Here is a 17,423-nt window from a genome sequence, read left to right on the forward strand (position 1 = left end):
TGCTGGCTGTTACCGGTCGCGTCGCACAGCGGCAGTTTGTCTTCGCTCGCGGCGCTCAAACCCGGCAATTTCACAGACGCATCCGGAGACGGCTTAGGCACGGCGCTCGTCCCCGGGGCGCTGATCCTGAAGCACAAGGTTATCAAAGCGGACGCGGCAGACTATGCGAAATCGGCTGCGTGGTCGGATACGCCCAGCAGATTGGCCTAGCGTTCCACCAGGACCGGAAACGAGGCCCTGTTGTCGGATTTTGCATAGTCGAAAGCGGCCCACCTTAAGTACAAATTGAATTGGACGAGCGTTTGAGCGCTCGTTTGAGGGCCTGCTAGCCGCCGTGATAATCGGGAGGGACGAATGCCCATCTCATTTTCGATGATTATTCTGAACTCGCAATTGGTCGTGGCCGTGGCCGACAATGTGCCGAGGTTCGATGTCGCGCGGAGCTGCAAGCTCGATGTTGCCGCTACAGCCAGGCTTACTGTCGATCAACCAATAAAGCGTTGCATAAGCGATGAACAGAGAGCACGGCAGCAGCTCGCAAGCCAGTGGTCCAAATTCCCGGCGTCAAACAGGGCGAGCTGCACCGCGGATGAAAGCGTTGGAGGTACGCCGAGTTACGTCAGCTTGCTCACATGCCTCCAGATGAGCCAATGGGCTCGGTAATCGATCGGATGCGCTACCCGTAATGATCGTACTCGCTTAGCGCTATGCGGACCTCTCGGGCAAAATCAACCAGCGATACCGTGAAAGCCCCGAGCGAGACAATGAACAGGATAGCAACCCCGCGCTCGTGTTGAACCTCAAAGAACGCCGTCACGAACGCGACGATGATGAGAATACTTATTGAGATACTGCCGATGACCGCCCAGAAGATGGCCCTGTTCATCATGACGGCGCGTTGAACAAGACGTGGCAGGTCGGCTTTGAGCCGGCTTCTGGCCGTGTCTTCGTCGGGGATCCCGTTCAGGAAGATTGATCTATCGATGATCCTGTTTAGTCGGGATATCAGCACCGCGATGAAGGCCGCCAATGCACCGAGAAGAAACGCCGGCGCCGCCGCCTGCGAAATCACATGCGAGAGCTGACTGACCGTTGGGGTATCTGGCAACATCGAGCTGAGCCTATGCGTTACACTGTCTCGCTACGTCGGGGGTGCGCGCTGCTGTCCGCCATTACCCGGGATCTGGACATGGTGAGGGTGCCTTCATGCCGTGGCAAGTCCAGGTCGGGTAAGGGGTTTAGGCACGGGCAGGGGCGAGCAGAAGCAGCAGCAGAAGGGCCGCTGCAATGACAACGGCAGGCTTCATTTGAACCTCTCCTCGACACTGGTAGGTGCGGTGGAACGAAGCAGGTCGAGTCTCGTCCACTTTCCGACCCCTTCTTGGTTCAATCCGTACGTGAACGCCCATGCGCCACGTGCGAAGTCCAGTTGACCAAGATAAGTCTACCCTGCGCGAACGACTATGCAGAATCAGACAACGCGAGTGCGTCTGCTTAACTTCGAGAAACCAGTTCGCAAAACTCCCAGAATGAGCGCAAGTATTTCGCGCCTCAGCGCCGGATTTTGCATAGCCAGGCCACCCTGCGGGTTCGTACTAGACGTGGTTCGCCGGCCCGGTTCACCTTCGCGGTGAGCCGGGTAGGGTCCGGAAAAAGCGATTGATCATGTCAGGAACGTCATGACCAGCCTTCCAGTCCATCTATGGCCGCGATGGCTCAGGATCATGATCGTCGGGGTCGTAGCCGCCGCCGTCATCGGCTCCGGCTGGTTCGCGTATCGCTATTTCGCAAACCCGGTTTTCCTCACCGTCGCCGCTGGGTCGGCCGACGGTGAAGCGCTTGTGCTCACCTCAGCGATCGCTGCGCGCCTGACGACATCGGGCGCGCACGTTCGCTTGAAGGTCGTCGATGCCGGGACGTCCGCGAAGGCGGCCGAAATGTTGGCTGGAGGCAAAGCTCACCTCGCCGTGGTTCGTGGCGATACCGGCGGGCTGTCGGATGCGCGGAGCGTGCTTCTTCTGACCCACGGTGTGGTTTTGATCATGGCGCCTTCGTCGGCGAATGCCGATCGTCTCGCTGATCTGCGAAACACCACGATTGGCGTCATTGGAGGGGCCATCAACCCGCCCGCGGTCGAAGCCTTGAAGCAAGTCTATCCGTTCGATCGCGCCAATGTCCGTTTCAAGGACGTAGCCATAGGGGAGGGAGCTTCTGCGCTGTTGTCGGGACAGGTTCACGCGCTCTTTGTCGTTGTTCCTCTCACCGAGAAATATCTCGCAAAAGTCCGGCAGTTTTTCCAGCCAAGTGGTGCCAAGGGATCGGCTCCAAAACTGATCGAGATCGAATCGGCCGGCGCTGTGGCAAACGTTGCGCAATATTATGAAAGCTACGACATTCCAAAGGGTACGTTGCGCGGTGCGCCGCCCGTTCCTTCGGATGATCTGACGTCGCTACGCGTTGCATTCTATCTTGTCGCCAATAAATCGGTGAACGCCGACACTATCACCGACCTGACGCAGGAGCTGGTCGACGTTCGCAGGGATTTGCTGTCGCAATATCCGATACTGGCGCAAGCCGCCGAGCCGAGCACCGATACCGACGCGCTGATTCCGATCCATCCAGGAGCGGCTACCTACTACAACGGAAATCAGCAGAGTTTTCTCGATAGATACGATGACAAGCTCTACTACACCTCATTGCTGATCGGATCGCTGATCTCAGTCATTGTCGCGGCGTGGCGTTTTACCGGCTCGGGCATCGCATCGCAAAGCATGCTCGAACCGCTCTACGAGCTCGGGAATGAGATCAAGGGCGCGCAGAGTGAGGCCGAGCTGGATGAAATCGAAAGGAAGATTGATGACATTCTGAAAGCGGAGCTTGCCAGGAACGCGAATGGTGATGGTGCCGACAGCACGGACATGGCTGCGCTTGGTCTTGCGGCTCAAAGGCTGCAATATCTGATGAGCCACCGCCGCACGCTGCTTCGGAAGACGCCGGCGACCAAGCGAGTTGCGGAGGTCAATTAGGGCGCACCGGAGCGGTCAGTGTGGCCCGGAGTCGCCCAGGAAAATACGGCATCCTTTATCTGAATCAATGCCGGCGGCGGCAGCGCCGTGGCAACCTCGTCCGCCTTGTTGCCTCGGCGAACAAGCCTGGCCACCCATATCTCTCCATCCGTATAATAGGGGTCTCCCTCGCCATTCCGTCCATAGAGCGTGGGACCGATCCCTCTCATTTGATAAATGCCGGTGACCATCTGCGCCTGGTTCAGACCGTCAACCAATTGGTCGCGCTCTTCATCAATGTTCGGTGCGATCTTGTGCGTCACCTGACCGGTGTCGCGGCTCAGCGTCACTCCCTCATCGAAAGTAGCAGAGCCAAGCCACACCGGCCTTGCATCTGCCCCGTTCTCGAGGACCAGCCATAGCCGGACGTGTTGCCGGCGGTCGGCGCTCACTCCGTCGGGTTTTTCAAACGCCAAGTCCTCACGCCGGCCTTCGAAGAAGAGCGGACTAACAGGCGCGTCCTTGTAAGGCCGGTCAAATAATACGCTGCCCACGATTTCTGCGCTCGTGCGTAACGTAATCGGGTCTGCGGGATACCAGCCGGCGGCATGAAATGCAGAAACGACGTCTTCACGGCTTCCAACGAGGCCGACGTTGATGGGACCGCCTGGAATTCCCTGCGCCGTCGCAGTCAGCATCGGCCGATGCGAGAGTCCGCGCTCGTGCTCGATCCGCGACCATGTCGCAGGCAGAATCAGGTAGCTGATCGTGACGTAACAAGCGATCACCGCTGCTGGGAATAGCAAATAGCGGCGTCCGAGTCCTCCTGGATCGACATTCATGGTACCGCCTTCGAAATTTGATCGTGGCAGTCGACGCAATATCTGCGAGCCTATACTGCGGCCGGGTGACGCGACCCAGCTCCGGGTAAGTCGCTTACTTCGTCACGATCCGCCGCGTCGGCGTGACCGTGCTGGTGGGCGCCATCGGCGAGACCGCGAACGCCATCTAGGCATTCAAGCCGGATGGCTGTTTCTGCGCTTCGATCTCGCCATAGGCGTTCGGGTTGAGGTACCCCTACATGTCGCCGACGGGAAACAGGAAGCCAACCTGAGGGCCGATGCAGTGCACGCGCGACTACTGCGGATCATCTGCCTGCCCCCCCGATGGCGGCGTGGATAAGCGCAACGATCGGACGTCTCAACTCGGGCCAATGCTATGCAAAATTCGGCTCGGTTCTGAATTTCGTCCTCACTGTATCAGCAAGATCACGCTGGAATTGTATTATTCCGGATTTCGCTGAAGCCTGCTCTCTGCTGTCGGCATGGGCCTGACCTGTGGCACTCCGCTGCAGGGTTTTCGAAGGACTTTCGCCATACACCTTGCGATACTCGACCGAGAATCGGCCCAATTCCACGAAGCCGAAAAGAGTGGCGATCTCGGTTACCGTTGCGAGATTGCCGTCGGCGGACAGAAGCGCGCGCCTGGCCTGCGACAGCCGCTGCATACGAAGATGGCGGCACGGGGGGGCGCCGTGAACGGTATGAAATGCCTTGCGCAGCGTGCGCTCGCTGACGGCGAGAGCGTCGCAGAGAGCCGAAATGTGCAGCGGCGAGTCGGGCTCTGCGAGCGCGATCGCCTCGGCCCGGTCGACGAGACTGCGCCAGGTTCTGCTAGCTGATTGGTAGGAAACGTCTGAAAAGTTTTCTGACCAATAACGGATAGTCATTAGTGCCCCCGACTATACGATCGCGGTACAAGCGCTTGACCTGTCGACAACAAAGCATCAAGCCGTGGGGGCGCGCTACTGTACCTGGGGGCAAACGGTGCCTGGTCGAGTGGACTAGGCACTCATCCGGCGATAGTTATGAAGCGCCTTTGAGGTCAAGCGAGGGCTCAGGCGTCAGCATCCCAGCGCGCTCCGCCACAGAGACTGCCTCCGCAAACGAGCCGACCTGAAGCTTTTGCATGATCATCTGCCGATGATATTTGATGGTTCGCTCTGAGGTACCCAGCGAATAGGCAATCTGCTTGTTCATCTTGCCGCGGACCATCAGCGCGAACACTTCGATCTCGCGAGGAGTTAGTTGCGCAATCAGCGCCTTTAACGCATCGAGCCGGCTCTGATTCCGTTGGACCTCCCGGAAGCGTGACAGCGCGCGCTCAATCGCTTCCAACAGCGTCTGCTTGAGGATCGGCTTGGAGAGAAAGTCCTCTGCGCCGGCCTTGATGGCGCGAACGCTCGTGGGAATGTCGCCGTGACCGGTCATGAAGATGATCGGCCAGCGATGCGACAATTTTGCCAGCTCCTGCTGAAGCTCCAGACCGCCGAGTGCAGGCATCTGCACGTCGAGGAGAAGGCAGCCGGGCTCGGCGTTGGTGGCTTCTAAAAAGCTCGCCGCCGAATCGTAGTCGGCAACGGCATAGCCTGAAGCTTTCAACACCCGGGAAATCGCGCTGCGAAACGCTGCGTCATCGTCCACGATATGAACTATGGGAGCGCCCGCTATTCCCAATCTCTCGCCCTCGTCGTGGCTCGTCGGCTAAGTCCCCGAAAGATCTCCGGAAACGATTTGCTGCGGGCAGACCAAGGCTCAACTAAGCACCGCAGCAAGAAATATCCGGAAACGCGAGAATAAGTGGGTGGCCCCCGGGCAGTCAACGTGGAGTGTACATGTATGGATTATACAAGTCTGTGCCTGGCTGCCGGAATATGCAATTTGTGCCAAGCCAGCGAGGCTGGTTACAGGTACGCCGTGTAGGAGCTGACCATTCCCGAATTGACGCCACCGGGCCGATGACGCCAGCGTTCGCGGCAAATGCCGTGGCATCTCCAGACATTCCTAGTCGCAGCGAGCCGCGGCTCATCTCTTCCGGGATCGAGATCGTTGCTGGAAATCCTGTTGTCCCGCCGAGCGGCGCGCATTGGCACACCAATCGGCAATTTAGAAGTTGCGCGCTGATAAGTCATTGAAATATCTGGCTCAAGGCGATGGTTCGCTTGGCTGTCCGCAAATGTAGTGGAGCGTTAGTCCCCGTCTATGCGAAATCGGAATCGACCGTTCAGTCATGCTCCCGAGGTCTTTCGCAGGCTTGATGAGCTTCAGGACTTCGTGAGGTAAGCGAGATAGACCGCCAGAGCACCTGCCGTCATCGCCCCAGCGATAATCAGCGACCTTCCCTTCCACAGCACAACGGCCACCCACTGCCCGACGCTTGTCGTGTGTTGTCGACACAGCTTGCTACCGCACCGAAGATGGCAATAGCCAGCGTCGCGATCCCAGCGAATAGCGCGACACCGATCGCAGCCTGATCGGATCGCTCTATGCAAAAACAGACCGCGCCGTAATTTGAAAGCTCGACGTGGCTGCTACCGCAAGACTAGCGGCAAAACTCCGCAGGTACCATTGGGGCGTGCTGGCCCGCGGATTGCCGCCGTTATCCTGTCCTCATCGCGCTCTTGCGCGTCGACGACGCACGGCTTGTTGCTATCCCGCACGATTGAAAGCCGACGCGTCAGAGCGTCTGTCAATTGTAACAGGCAACCCGCCAACTCCTCTTGAGAATTCACACTAGGTGCTCCTGCTTCTTGTCGGGCACGGCGACCGCACGCTGTAGAGAAGAACCCCGAAGGGGTCGATCACATGGACCAGCGCCATCTCTACCACTTCGCGGGAGAGCTTGGAGGCACGACACGCGTCCGCGTCTCGCTTGATAGATAACCCCGACCGTGCGCGCCTGTCAGTATCGACGCACTCCAACGGCTCCCCTTCGGTATCCATACCGGCCAACTCCAACCGCCGCGCATCCCCGTGGCCCGCAACGAGCTGCAGCGCAACCTCTTGGCCCACATCCCGCCGCGCCTGCTCTATAGTACGCTTCGCTCCGACCACCACCAAAGGTGACGAGACCGAGAATTACGGTGAGACTTAAAGCCATGACACGAATAATCGGTGACATTCTCTTCTCCGGCGCTATCGATGTTGTCGCGCTACTTTGTACAGATCAGGCTTGACGTGATTATCAGAAGCCTCGTGGCGTCGACTATGCAAAAGCGGACAGTGAGCAAAAGAAAATGTCAGCGCGCCACAGAATTAGCATTGCCAGCGCAAAGTAGGTCGCTGTGCCAAGCTAGCCGGGATGGCCACTCTGGCTGGTTCGTCGGGTCTCTCCGAGACGTGCGCCCAGCAAAAGCGCCCCGGGTCGGAGCTCAAGTTTGCTGAAGATTAGAATGAAACTGTAACGGGCGACGACGGGCCGCCGAAACGGCCGTTCACGCGCATAATGACCACAAACGGCGGCTGCGGAACGAGCGGCAATTGCTGGAGTTTCGTGCCAGTAGTTGGCGTGGTCACCACCAGGCGGGCCGCCGATGCAAAATCGATAGAGATAACGCAGACCGACTATGACGCTTTCAGCATGGCCCGGCGCGCTTGTATGAGGCCCTCAACCCTGTTGGCGGCAACGTTCAACGTCGCCATATCTGCTGCATTCTCGTCCCCATCCGCAATTTTGAGGCGCTGGTCGCTCAAGATGTCATCAATCCGGTTCTCTATCTCTGACAATTCCTCCTCGCGCTCCGCCTTGCGAACCCGACGAGCCAGGCCATAGAACGAGTCGAGTGCCGCTTCATCCGGTTTCGATGTCCGCAGGCCGATGAACCGCCAGGCCGCTGCGAGAATCGAGGCCAATCCGCCAAGGATCATCGGCGTCAGGTAGATCGCATTGCTCCATTCGTCCAAAAAGCTCTGCTGGGTGCCATTGAAGTACTCGGCCGCCCCCGCATGGACCGGCAGGAAGGCGTCGGGATCCGTGTCGGGAGCGGTGACCTGGGCGAGCATCGGCAGTTCGCGGATAAGGTCGCGCCGCGCGGCGAGAAGCGATTTCGTCAGGTCGGCAATGGTGTCAGGATTGAGTTTTTTTTGCGCGACCAGGTAGAATGACACACGCAATGTCGTCAGGTCGTCGCTCGGAAGTGGCGGTGCGCCGCGCAGCGTGCCCTTCGGCACATCGAAGCTCTCATACGCGCGATGGCTTCCCGCGATTGCCCCGGCCGATTCGATCGGAATGAGCACCGGCTGGGATTTCGCATTTTGCGGGAAGAGGCTGCGCGCCAGCGCCAGGTATTTTTCGGTCAGGGGAAGCACAAGCAGAAGGGCGTCGACGCTCCTCGAGGCGATAGCGCGGCGTACGTCAGGCGCCGGGATATCCTTGAAGGTGACTTTCGCGCGGTCGAGATCATATTCCTGACGCAGCGCGTCGACGACGGTTCTGTTGATCTCCCCGCCGACCACGCCGACGCTGTGGCCTTTCAGGCTCGGCACATCAGTCAGCGACGAACCGGGAGGGGCCAAAACCAGCACGACGGCGTGGGTAAGTACGAGGACGGCCTGGGCCTGCGACAGGTCACCGACGTCGCCACGGACGACGGCGAGATCGACCTTGCCCGATGAAAAGGCCTTGGCGGCGTCGAGCGTGCCCGGTTGCTTGACGATCCGCAGCCGTACCGGTGCCCCCGTCGCGGTCAGCCGATTGGCGATGGCAGACAGGATTTTGTCGGCTTCGCCATCAAGCGATCCGACGGCAACTGTCAGTGAGACCGGACGGACATACCAGAGATAGGCGAACAGCCCGGCGCCAATGGCCAGAAGGAAAGCGCCGCTCACCATTACGATACGTAGCCAGGCCGGTAGTTTGATTGCGGTCATCGGGCAGTTCTCCGAACCTAGCTAAGCCTTGCGTTGCAGCGTCGTCAACGGCGCTTCTCCGAAAGCGGAACGATACGTCGCGGCGAAGCGTCCGAGCTCGAAGAATTGATGGTCCCGCGCGATGCTCGCGACGCTCGCCGCGGACGGATCGGCACGCCGTAGCGCAGCGCGGGCCTTGTTCAGCCTGCGCAACAAGAGGTATCGCATCGGGCTGACGCCGAGAAACTCGCGACAGCACATCCGCAATGTGCGTTCGGCCACGCCGATTTCGGTGCAAAGATCAGCCAGCGCGACCTTCCGGTCGACGGATTTGAGTAGCGCCGTTTCGAAGCGGGTCATCAAGGAGGTGTGCTTGGAGCGTGTCCCGGGACTGTCTTCAGTCCCGTCGCCGGTCAGGCAATGGATCACGGCATGAAGCGTGTCTTGTTCGAGTGCTCTTGCCACTTCGGGTTGCTCAATTAGTTTGCTTGTGGGGGCCGCCAGGTGACAGGCGTGTTGGAATAGGCGTCGAAAGCGGGACAGGTCCGCGCCGCAAGGGTGGAGCAGTCTGGTGGAGCGCGGTGCGAGGATCGGCTGGCCGGTCAATGCCGCAGCACTGCTTGCGAGTTGATCCAGGGGCAGGGATATCAGGCCCCATTGGCATTTCCCGCTCGATAGCTGGTGCATCTGCTGGCCTGGGCCATGAAAAGCGATCTGGTCACTTTGAAAAGCAAACCCGTCGCATTCCAGGCTCGCCCGGCCAACTGGAAAGGACAGAAAAACCCTGTCGGTTGCAAGCGAAATGCAGCCAATGCGCGGCAGCCATTCGCGCAGCCGCATGATGACGAGGTGGTTCAGTTTCAGCCGCAGCAGCTCTGCTTCGAAATCTCCGGGACCGGTTATTGTGAGATTGAGCCTGGTGTCGCCAAAACCGGCTTCGTATGCTCCAGGATCGTCAAAGCTTAGAATAGAGCGCTCAGCCATATCCGGTGTTCCATCGGACGGGCGAACGGCTCTTACGGCCTTTTGATGCCCGTGGGTATCCCTCGACGAGGCACCATCAGTCAACTGATAGGCGTCGACTATGCAATTCCGGCGTCGTGACACGAAATGGCGCGCTTCAAGAAGCACGGAAGGATACTTCGAGCGAAAGCTGCGCTGTGCAAATCGGCCGGCCGGTTTTCGCGGTTGGGTTGGGTATGCTGTGTTAGTGAAGGCGTCCCACGATGATCTCGGTCGGCAGGCTCGTGGGACGATTGAGATGGATATCGGGATCCTGCGCGGGCCGTCGCAGTGTTTCCGACGGCAATTCTCCAAAGAGCTGGCGGTAGGCGACCGAGAAACGCCCGAGCTCCCAGAACCCGTAGTCGGTCACGATGCGGGTAACGGTGGCTTTGGATGCGTCAGCACGCAGCAGCGCGCGCCGGACCAGATACATTCTTCGCAAGGCGAGATAGCGCATTGGGGCCATGCCGAGATGTTCTTCGCAAGCCGATCGCAGCGTCCGCTCGGAAACGCCAGTCGCAGCGCAGAGTTCGGTCAGATAGATGGCCCGGTCCGGATTTGCGGCCAGATGATCCTCAAGCCGCGCGATGATCGCATTGCGACGCAGCCTGCCGGCGGTAATCTCGATGCCGGCGCCTTCCGCAAGGCAACGAACCATCAGATGAGACAATTGTTGTTCGAACCCGCGAAGCAGCTCCGGCGATTCCAGTGCGTCCGGCGCCGTATGAGCCAAATCGCCGACGGTCTGGTGCACCTTCAACAGGCGCGACATCAACTCCGGGCGGGGCCGAACCACGCGGGTTGTCAATTTTTCCAGAAAGTCAGCTCCGATGACGGTCGCGAGGGTTGCATTCATATCCTCCTCGGAGAGGGACATCCCACCATGGCGATGGTTGGCGCCGGAACGCTTGTGCGACACGTCGAACTTGTCGATGATGATATCACCCGGCGAGACGTCCATGCCGCAGTGTTGAATTGAAGGGCCTTCCAATTGCGTCAGAAAGCTGATGGATCTGCGGCCCGGCCGGACGGCAAGTTTGTTAACTTGAGGTAGATTGACCTCGTATCGACTCATCCAAAGCCGATTCAATCCAATCTGCTCTATCTTTAGATCAAACTCACCACGCTTTGTCGGAAATACGTTGAGCTCGCATCCTTGAACGGCACTCGGGCAAAGCAGCGGATCTTCGATCCTCATCGTTCTGACCCAAAACACTTCGGATGCTCCTGCAATAGTTGGATGTCTCAGAAAGATCGCTCGAAATTAACGCAGCATTCCAAAAGTAGAGTTGAAATTCAATATCGCATGCAACTTCCGATCAATGAAGCTGTCATGACGAACAAAAAGGCAATTTTCGACGCGTTGGCGCATCCGGCTACAGAGAGGTCTCGGTATCACGGGAACGATGGAAGGTTGGAGCGCTGAGGCGTTTGAATTTCGAAGCCACGGATTTGCTACGAATTCGGTGCCGTGAGCCAAGGGCGCAATCTTTTTGCTCTCGGAGAGTTAGTCGTGCCGATATTGCATAGTCTCGGCTTCGCGCATGCTGCTCTATGAAAAGCAGAAGGCGGTTCAGGGCCAAGCGCCTGCCCGCGATCAACGAGGTGGTGCGAGATGATCGGGAAGCGAGCGCATCTACGAGTTCTGGCTGTTCTCTGCGCCATCTGCGCATGGTCCGGCTCCGTGTCTTCCGCAGGTGCCCAACAGGCATCGTGGACTCAAATCGGCATGCTGGCGTGCAAGGTCGACCCCAGCGTCGGATTCGTCATATTTGGCCATCAATCGATGTCGTGTCGCTTTACACAAAATCCGCCGTTCCCGCTTCAACTTTATGAAGGCGCGCTCAACACCGTCGGAATCGATATCGGCGTTTCGGCCGGAGGCGCACTCGCCTGGGCGGTGTTTGCCCCGACGGCAGGCCCTCCGGTCGGAGCTCTCGCCGGCGAATATGTCGGAGCGTCAGGTGATATCGGCCTCGGCTTGGGTGCCGGCGTCAATGTGCTTGTCGGTGGCTCGGCGCGGTCATTTGCGTTGCAGCCCGTTTCCGTAGAGGGATCGATTGCTATCGATGTCACTGTCGGCCTTTCCGGCCTGCAGCTGCGTCCGATCTATTGAAGCTCCGCGCCTCTTTGGCGTGACGGGATGGGACGTGGCCCAGTTCGTGATGCCGAAAGCGCATTGCGGGAGCGAGCTCGCAGAGATAGGCGAGCCCACAGGGAAAGAAAATCGGAAACCCCGGTGCCAACTGACCTGCCGAAAACATGGTATGTTTCATTTGAGGTGCCGAAGAAGGTGCGCAAAGCGTCGGCGCAGCGACGTCCGAGACGAAGTGAGAGCTTTCCGACCGAGTTCGACGCCCAGAGGTTTGCTCGCCAGAAATTCGAGCAAGGATACGTCGTGACCGCGGGTACCATCAATCCCTGCACACCGCGACGCGCAATTCCTTCGACGCTCATTCATCACTGGTTTGCGGAAATGTCCGAGCCGCCATTTGTCGAACCGGCCTCATTCGAGGATACCAAGGAGCGGGATCTGCCATAGGAGCTTGCCGTGATGCGGTGCCCATGCATTGGCAGATTTTGCACAGACCGTTCCGGCGAGTTGTCGATCTGGTTCGAACATCCAGCAATCTCCCGGAATGTAGAGCAGGGTTCGCTGGACGACGGACAACGCAAGGTTTGACCGAGATATTGTCCGCCCCTCCCTCGATCAATCAGCTTGGCCGCATCACTGGCATCAGCCAGATTGTCAGTATTTGCATATTCGTCAGCTCGCTCGCCTGACACCCAGAGGCCATTCGCGAAGGTGGCCCGTGGTCAACACCAATGGCGCGTGTGCTTCCGCTGCGGCAACTTGGCCACAGTCGGGAAAACTGAAGGCGGGCGTCAGATTCTGCATAGCGGGTTGCGCGAGTTCGATGCGATTTGATGCTGCATGAATTTCTTCAATCAATCAGGTGGGGCTATGAACAAGATTGGAAAGCTGGCAGTTGCGATCGCGGCTTCGGTAATGATGGGTGGCTACGCAGCCGCGGCGGATTTGCCGGCGGCGCCCGCCTACAAGGCGCCGGTCCCGGTTGCGGCCGTCTACAACTGGACGGGATTCTATGTCGGCGGCAACGGCGGTTATGGCTGGGGTAACCAGGACCCGCTTGTGCTGTTCTCCAACAGGTTCGATCGTGCAAGTTTCGACATCAATGGCGGCATGATCGGCGGCACGTTTGGCGCGCAGATTCAGCAGGGATATGTCGTGCTCGGCTTGGAAGGTGATGTGGACTGGGCCAACATCAAGGGCTCGTCCGTCGTAACACCCCGCGTTCTCGGCATCGGGCAGGGCGTCACACTCAACACGTCGTCGAGCATCAGCGCCTTGGCAACGGTGAGGGCGCGTGTCGGTGTCGCCATGAACAACGTGTTGATCTACGCCACCGGCGGCGGAGCCTTCGTTAAGTCGACCGCCAGCGCATCGAGCATCGCGGGCGTACCCTGCGGCACGCTTGGTGTCTTGCCGGATTGTTCCGGCTCATCCTGGCGTCCGGGCATCACCGCGGGGCTGGGCCTGGAATATGGCTTTACGCCGAACTGGTCCGTGAAGGCCGAGTATCTCTACACGAAAGTCGTCGGCAGTGGAATCAGCACGGATCAACTGAATGTCGTGCGTGGCGGCGTCAACTATCGATTCTGAATGGAGCGGCATTGATGACGCATTCGGTCGTGTTCGATGCGCGATGCGCCGCCTCAATCATCCGATAGTGCTGCATGGGTCCCGATCGCGCATCCGAGCCGATGGTTTTCAGCTCGGATGCCGGTCGCCCGCGAAGGCGCCCGGGCGCTGAAAGTCATCTGAAGTCTTTCCACATCTGATTCATTCCAAATGAGGGCTCCCAATGCGTTCGAAACTACTGCTTTCCGCCGCTCTGCTTGCCGCCGGCATGGCTTCAGCCAAGGCCCAAGTGCCGCTGTCGTCCTATGTCGATGCGAACGGATTCATCGACGTCCAGACGCTGACCTGCGCGCAACTCGCAGGGACTTACCAGGAGGACGCCGATGCGCTGACAGCTTGGTACAGCGGATGGTACAATGGCCTTGCCAAGAAGCATTTCCTTGATCTGCGCAAGGGCAAGCTCGTCGAGCACGAAGTCATTGTCTACTGCAAGGCCAATCCGGACAAGCGCATCATCGATGCTATCGCTGTCGTATTCAAAGCGGAGCGGGAGCTGATGGGCATCCAGATGAAGTAGATCGTCCCGGAAACGGCGTCGTCGCGGCTGCAGACCTGTCCCCTTATGCTGCTTTGCCAAAGCCGCACAGCCTGCCATCCATTTCATGTGAGATGCCGCTCTGACGAGCCGGGATTCTAGATTTGAATGATTTCGGGCAATACACCGACGCCATTCGGGGTGCGACGGTGACATTTCTGAAATCCGCCCCATCGTCCCACCGTTGGGAGGTGAAGTATCTCCCCTTGAATCGCACGGTCCTTCAGTTCGGAGCCGACGGCGGCCCGGGGATATCTCATGGCGTCACCGCCCCGAATTTGACGACGGTGATGATCCAGTCGTCCAGTTTCGATGATCGCGTCGTGCTCGATGGCGTGCCATGCCATGTGTCGGACCTGGTCATTATGCCCCCGGACTGTCAATTTACGTTTGTCCGGTTCGGTCACGTCGAGTGGATAGCATGGTCGCTGCCGGGGGATGGGGACGTCGCGAGGAAGATCCTTCCCGTGGCCACAAGTCGGGAATCGCCGAACACCGCCAAGCATCGCGTCCGGTTGCCGATACCGATCGCATCGGGATTGGTCGAAGCATTGAGGCGGGCCCTGCGTTCCATCTCCGATTCCGCTCCCGCCGATCGGCCCATGATTGCCTGTGAGACGGAGCGGGCTTTGATGGATGAGCTGGCTTACGTCTGGGACAATCGCGTGAGCGAAACACTCCTGCCAAACAAGTACACCCTCTCGTCCGAGCGAGTCGTTCTGGAGGCACTCGAATTCGTGCGGAGAAAGCCGGAGAGCATCGTCCATATCAAGGATATCGTGAAAGCTACCAGGGTGGAGTACCGAACCTTGCTGCGCGCTTTCGAGCGCTATCTCGGCTTCTCGCCAAAGCATTATCTGAAGCTGCGACAGCTAAACTTAGTTTACCATGAGATCCGTCGCGGGAATGGTGCATCCGCCAGGCTCGGCGATATCCTGGCGGCCCACGGCGTCACCGAGTTCGGCAGGTTTGCCGGCCACTACCGGTCGCTGTTCGGCGAGTTGCCATCCGAGACATATCGCCGGTTTCGCGCAGTGAAGTCTGGCAACTCGCTGTGAGTCCGGCGTGGTGTTTTGGTGCAACACCGCGGTGAAATGCTCGGCGGTGACAGTTTCTGCATATCAGATGAGCCGGGAGCGATGGCAAATGGCTAGACTATTTTCCACCTTCGAAAAGGCTCACAGACGATGAAAAAATTCAGTTTACTCGCCGCAGCGGCGGTGACGTCCGTTTCACTGACGGGTATTGCAAAGGCCGCTGACCTTCCTCAGAGACCAACCTACAAGGCAGCGCCGATCGCAGCGCCGATGATGTACAACTGGTCCGGCTTCTATCTCGGCGCGAACGGGGGATATGGCTGGAGCAACCAGTGCATCGATGTCACCGCCATCAACGGAATTGGCGGCATCTTCGCGGAAGGCTGCAACAGCAAAGGCGGCGGCATCATCGGTGGTCAGTTTGGCTATCGCTGGCAGGCTGGACAATTGGTGTACGGTCTGGAAGCGCAGGGCGACTGGGCCAACCTTCGCAACTCGCGCGCCAGCTTGCAGAACCCGGCCAACACCTTCAAGTCGACCCTTAACGGTTTGGGCCTCTTCACGGGTCAAATCGGCTACGCGGCCAATGAGGCTCTGTTCTACGTCAAGGGCGGCGCCGCGGTTGGTAGCCAGAATTTTGCCCTCATCAACAACGTGACCGGCACGGGCCTTGCTTTTGCGAACCGGACCCGCTGGGGTGGCGTCGTGGGTGTCGGCTTCGAGTACGGCTTCTCTCCGAATTGGACGGCCGGCATCGAGTACGACTATCTGTGGCGGGTGAACGAGAGCAACACCTTCCCGACGCCGTCATTGGGGCCCATCGCGTCGATCACCACCAACACCAAGACGGATGCGAATCTGCTCGCGCTCCGCGTCAACTACAAGTTCGGTTACTGATCAAGAGAGGAGGCCGGCCAATTCGGCTGGCCTCCATTCGGTCCCATCATGTGCCTGGGCCCAGGAAGTCCCCGATTCTGGAACGGATCATGCTGCCGAATACGACGTCGAGCGGGTCGAGTAATTCGTGCCGCACACCGGCTTTCGGATAAAGCAATTGGAGACATTCATTACCGTTACGCGTCGCACCTTGCGCTGCTCGGCTTAGGCCTGTTCGCTGCTATGTGGCTCGCTCCTTTAGCAGCCGTCACGCCCGCGCTGGGCAAATCTCGACCAACCACTTCATCCGCAGATCTCAACGATCAGTTGATCCATCAACGCGCCATCGAGAGAGCCTGAGGAAGCTGAGGAATCCGTCTTCTCCCTCTTAGTTGCCCGCGTAGCACCCAGTGTTTGCCTGAACGCAACCGTTCAACTCGGCGCAGCGTACGAGTCCAGTTCTGCGCCGGCATTTGTTTCCGTGGGGCTATCGCGGCTGCCCCCTTGTTTAAGAGGAACGCTTCTTTGGCTTCTTGCTTATGGCAAGCGTCTCCGCTCCCTTGGTCCCGTGCTTTTCGAAATCGGCCAGAATTCCCTCGTCAGACAAATCGAGCTTTTTTGAATTTTTCCAATCCTGGCGCGACGTCTTGACGAGCCGTTTCACGACATGCTTGGCGTCTGTCTCGACGGCGAGTTCCCGTCTTGCATCGAAACTTCCCGGCGTGAGGTTGATCGATCCTACAATCGCGCGCTTCTCGTCCGCGAGCAGCATCTTGCCGTGCAGCTTGAGGTCTTTGAGTTTATGAATCTTTGCACCGACGTCGTGCATGATGCGGAGACCGCCGACCGCTTCGACGAGCTTGTTCCGCTTCAGCTTGTGCGCGGGCCGCGCCATGATTCGGACGCGAACGCCACGATTTAAGGCTTGAACCAGCCTTTCGATAATTACCGTGTCCTGGTAGCGCTCGTTTTGAATCCAGAGGCTTTTCTTGGCCCCGTCGATGAAAGCCGCAATACGTTCGCGGCCATCGTTGGGACACCAGATGAGCCGCGACTTGGGGGCCGGCTTGAACGGCTTTCGTGACCAATCGGCGTTGAAACACGCTATCATCTCCGCAACTTCGCGCTTGCTGGTCGTTACGACGGCGTAGTCGCGAGTTTCCGTAAGGTCCCGTGTCTCCCAGTTGAGAGACTCCACAAATCCAGACGTATCATCAACTACCATCGATTTCTGATGGGTTAGTGCAAACTTCTCGCTGCTGTTCCGGACCTTGACTCCTGCTTTGAGTAATAGCTTGCGCGCCTTTTCGTTATCGCTTTCCCCGTCGCGTCGCGCCGGGTTCAGCATCACGCGGACATTGACGCCGCGGTGTTGCGCCGCAATCACGGCACGCAACAGTGTCGGATCGGTGAACAGAAACATTCGAATGTTGAGCGAATGTTGAGCCGCATTGATCGGGTCAAGGATCGATTTGGCGGTGTCATCCGGGAGAACGATTAGCCTGTGCGACATTGCCTTAGCTCCGAAAAATCATAAAGCGAGATGGCCGACCG

General features: G+C 58.7%; 15 protein-coding genes. 7 read left to right on the top strand and 8 right to left on the bottom strand.

Going from position 1 to position 17,423, the window contains the following annotated elements:
- Window positions 1–676: 676 nt before the first annotated feature.
- Window positions 677–1,111 carry a DUF2721 domain-containing protein gene (locus ACE10Z_RS10120; RefSeq protein ID WP_375787789.1) on the bottom strand — a complete coding sequence of 145 codons (435 nt, stop codon included), beginning with the start codon at window positions 1,109–1,111 and terminating at the stop codon, window positions 677–679.
- Between the two features lie 613 nt (window positions 1,112–1,724).
- Between ACE10Z_RS10120 and ACE10Z_RS10125 the strand changes: the two genes are divergently transcribed.
- Complete coding sequence (locus ACE10Z_RS10125; protein ID WP_375787790.1) at window positions 1,725–3,026, top strand: TAXI family TRAP transporter solute-binding subunit; 1,302 nt, start codon at window positions 1,725–1,727, stop codon at window positions 3,024–3,026.
- Here the strand turns inward: ACE10Z_RS10125 and ACE10Z_RS10130 are convergent.
- The 6 genes from ACE10Z_RS10130 to ACE10Z_RS10155 all read right to left on the bottom strand — a co-directional run bounded on the left by ACE10Z_RS10130 (window position 3,023) and on the right by ACE10Z_RS10155 (window position 10,895).
- Window positions 3,023–3,847 carry an LssY C-terminal domain-containing protein gene (locus ACE10Z_RS10130; RefSeq protein WP_375787791.1) on the bottom strand — a complete coding sequence of 275 codons (825 nt, stop codon included), beginning with the start codon at window positions 3,845–3,847 and terminating at the stop codon, window positions 3,023–3,025. The two genes, ACE10Z_RS10125 and ACE10Z_RS10130, sit on opposite strands and share 4 nt — an antisense overlap.
- Window positions 3,848–4,221: 374 nt before the next feature.
- Complete coding sequence (locus ACE10Z_RS10135) at window positions 4,222–4,734, bottom strand: helix-turn-helix domain-containing protein (RefSeq protein WP_375787792.1); 513 nt, start codon at window positions 4,732–4,734, stop codon at window positions 4,222–4,224.
- 136 nt (window positions 4,735–4,870) lie between these two features.
- Window positions 4,871–5,488, bottom strand: coding sequence for a response regulator transcription factor (locus tag ACE10Z_RS10140; protein ID WP_375787793.1), 618 nt, complete (start codon window positions 5,486–5,488; stop codon window positions 4,871–4,873).
- 1,920 nt (window positions 5,489–7,408) lie between these two features.
- Window positions 7,409–8,713, bottom strand: coding sequence for an ABC transporter substrate-binding protein (locus ACE10Z_RS10145; RefSeq protein ID WP_375787794.1), 1,305 nt, complete (start codon window positions 8,711–8,713; stop codon window positions 7,409–7,411).
- Between the two features lie 21 nt (window positions 8,714–8,734).
- Complete coding sequence (locus ACE10Z_RS10150; RefSeq protein ID WP_375787795.1) at window positions 8,735–9,676, bottom strand: helix-turn-helix domain-containing protein; 942 nt, start codon at window positions 9,674–9,676, stop codon at window positions 8,735–8,737.
- A 223-nt stretch (window positions 9,677–9,899) separates the two neighbouring features.
- Window positions 9,900–10,895: a helix-turn-helix domain-containing protein gene (locus tag ACE10Z_RS10155; RefSeq protein WP_375787796.1), complete on the bottom strand. Its 996-nt coding sequence runs from the start codon at window positions 10,893–10,895 to the stop codon at window positions 9,900–9,902.
- Window positions 10,896–11,312: 417 nt separating this feature from the next.
- On the opposite strand from ACE10Z_RS10155, the gene ACE10Z_RS10160 reads away from it, so the two are divergent.
- The 6 genes from ACE10Z_RS10160 (at window position 11,313) to ACE10Z_RS10185 (ending at window position 15,890) form a co-directional block, all read left to right on the top strand.
- A complete protein-coding gene (locus tag ACE10Z_RS10160; RefSeq protein ID WP_375787797.1) occupies window positions 11,313–11,813 on the top strand; it encodes a DUF992 domain-containing protein in 501 nt (166 codons plus the stop codon).
- Window positions 11,814–11,936: 123 nt separating this feature from the next.
- Window positions 11,937–12,239, top strand: coding sequence for a hypothetical protein (locus ACE10Z_RS10165; RefSeq protein ID WP_375787798.1), 303 nt, complete (start codon window positions 11,937–11,939; stop codon window positions 12,237–12,239).
- 393 nt (window positions 12,240–12,632) lie between these two features.
- Window positions 12,633–13,382 (top strand): outer membrane protein, encoded by a 750-nt coding sequence (locus ACE10Z_RS10170; protein WP_375787799.1) that lies wholly within the window; start codon window positions 12,633–12,635, stop codon window positions 13,380–13,382.
- Window positions 13,383–13,584: 202 nt separating this feature from the next.
- Window positions 13,585–13,938 carry an HdeA/HdeB family chaperone gene (locus ACE10Z_RS10175; protein WP_375787800.1) on the top strand — a complete coding sequence of 118 codons (354 nt, stop codon included), beginning with the start codon at window positions 13,585–13,587 and terminating at the stop codon, window positions 13,936–13,938.
- A gap of 122 nt (window positions 13,939–14,060) precedes the next feature.
- On the top strand, window positions 14,061–15,014 hold the full coding sequence (locus ACE10Z_RS10180) for a helix-turn-helix domain-containing protein (RefSeq protein WP_375787801.1): 954 nt from the start codon (window positions 14,061–14,063) through the stop codon (window positions 15,012–15,014).
- Window positions 15,015–15,143: 129 nt separating this feature from the next.
- Complete coding sequence (locus ACE10Z_RS10185; protein WP_375787802.1) at window positions 15,144–15,890, top strand: outer membrane protein; 747 nt, start codon at window positions 15,144–15,146, stop codon at window positions 15,888–15,890.
- Between the two features lie 487 nt (window positions 15,891–16,377).
- Here ACE10Z_RS10185 and ACE10Z_RS10190 read toward each other — a convergent pair whose 3' ends face one another.
- Window positions 16,378–17,382 (bottom strand): phospholipase D-like domain-containing protein, encoded by a 1,005-nt coding sequence (locus tag ACE10Z_RS10190; protein WP_375787803.1) that lies wholly within the window; start codon window positions 17,380–17,382, stop codon window positions 16,378–16,380.
- Window positions 17,383–17,423 lie beyond the last annotated feature (41 nt).

It is taken from the genome of Bradyrhizobium sp. Pha-3 (assembly GCF_042258615.1).
Classification (GTDB): Bacteria; Pseudomonadota; Alphaproteobacteria; order Rhizobiales; family Xanthobacteraceae; genus Bradyrhizobium.

Excerpts from the sequence above, each read along its gene's own strand:
- ACE10Z_RS10185 (WP_375787802.1), top strand. The coding sequence starts at position 15,144 with ATGAAAAAATTCAGTTTACTCGCCGCAGCGGCGGTGACGTCCGTTTCA.
- ACE10Z_RS10150 (WP_375787795.1), bottom strand. The coding sequence starts at position 9,676 with ATGGCTGAGCGCTCTATTCTAAGCTTTGACGATCCTGGAGCATACGAA.
- ACE10Z_RS10145 (WP_375787794.1), bottom strand. The coding sequence starts at position 8,713 with ATGACCGCAATCAAACTACCGGCCTGGCTACGTATCGTAATGGTGAGC.
- ACE10Z_RS10160 (WP_375787797.1), top strand. The coding sequence starts at position 11,313 with ATGATCGGGAAGCGAGCGCATCTACGAGTTCTGGCTGTTCTCTGCGCC.
- ACE10Z_RS10130 (WP_375787791.1), bottom strand. The coding sequence starts at position 3,847 with ATGAATGTCGATCCAGGAGGACTCGGACGCCGCTATTTGCTATTCCCA.
- ACE10Z_RS10135 (WP_375787792.1), bottom strand. The coding sequence starts at position 4,734 with ATGACTATCCGTTATTGGTCAGAAAACTTTTCAGACGTTTCCTACCAA.
- ACE10Z_RS10170 (WP_375787799.1), top strand. The coding sequence starts at position 12,633 with ATGAATTTCTTCAATCAATCAGGTGGGGCTATGAACAAGATTGGAAAG.
- ACE10Z_RS10190 (WP_375787803.1), bottom strand. The coding sequence starts at position 17,382 with ATGTCGCACAGGCTAATCGTTCTCCCGGATGACACCGCCAAATCGATC.
- ACE10Z_RS10155 (WP_375787796.1), bottom strand. The coding sequence starts at position 10,895 with ATGAGGATCGAAGATCCGCTGCTTTGCCCGAGTGCCGTTCAAGGATGC.
- ACE10Z_RS10175 (WP_375787800.1), top strand. The coding sequence starts at position 13,585 with ATGCGTTCGAAACTACTGCTTTCCGCCGCTCTGCTTGCCGCCGGCATG.
- ACE10Z_RS10125 (WP_375787790.1), top strand. The coding sequence starts at position 1,725 with ATGATCGTCGGGGTCGTAGCCGCCGCCGTCATCGGCTCCGGCTGGTTC.
- ACE10Z_RS10120 (WP_375787789.1), bottom strand. The coding sequence starts at position 1,111 with ATGTTGCCAGATACCCCAACGGTCAGTCAGCTCTCGCATGTGATTTCG.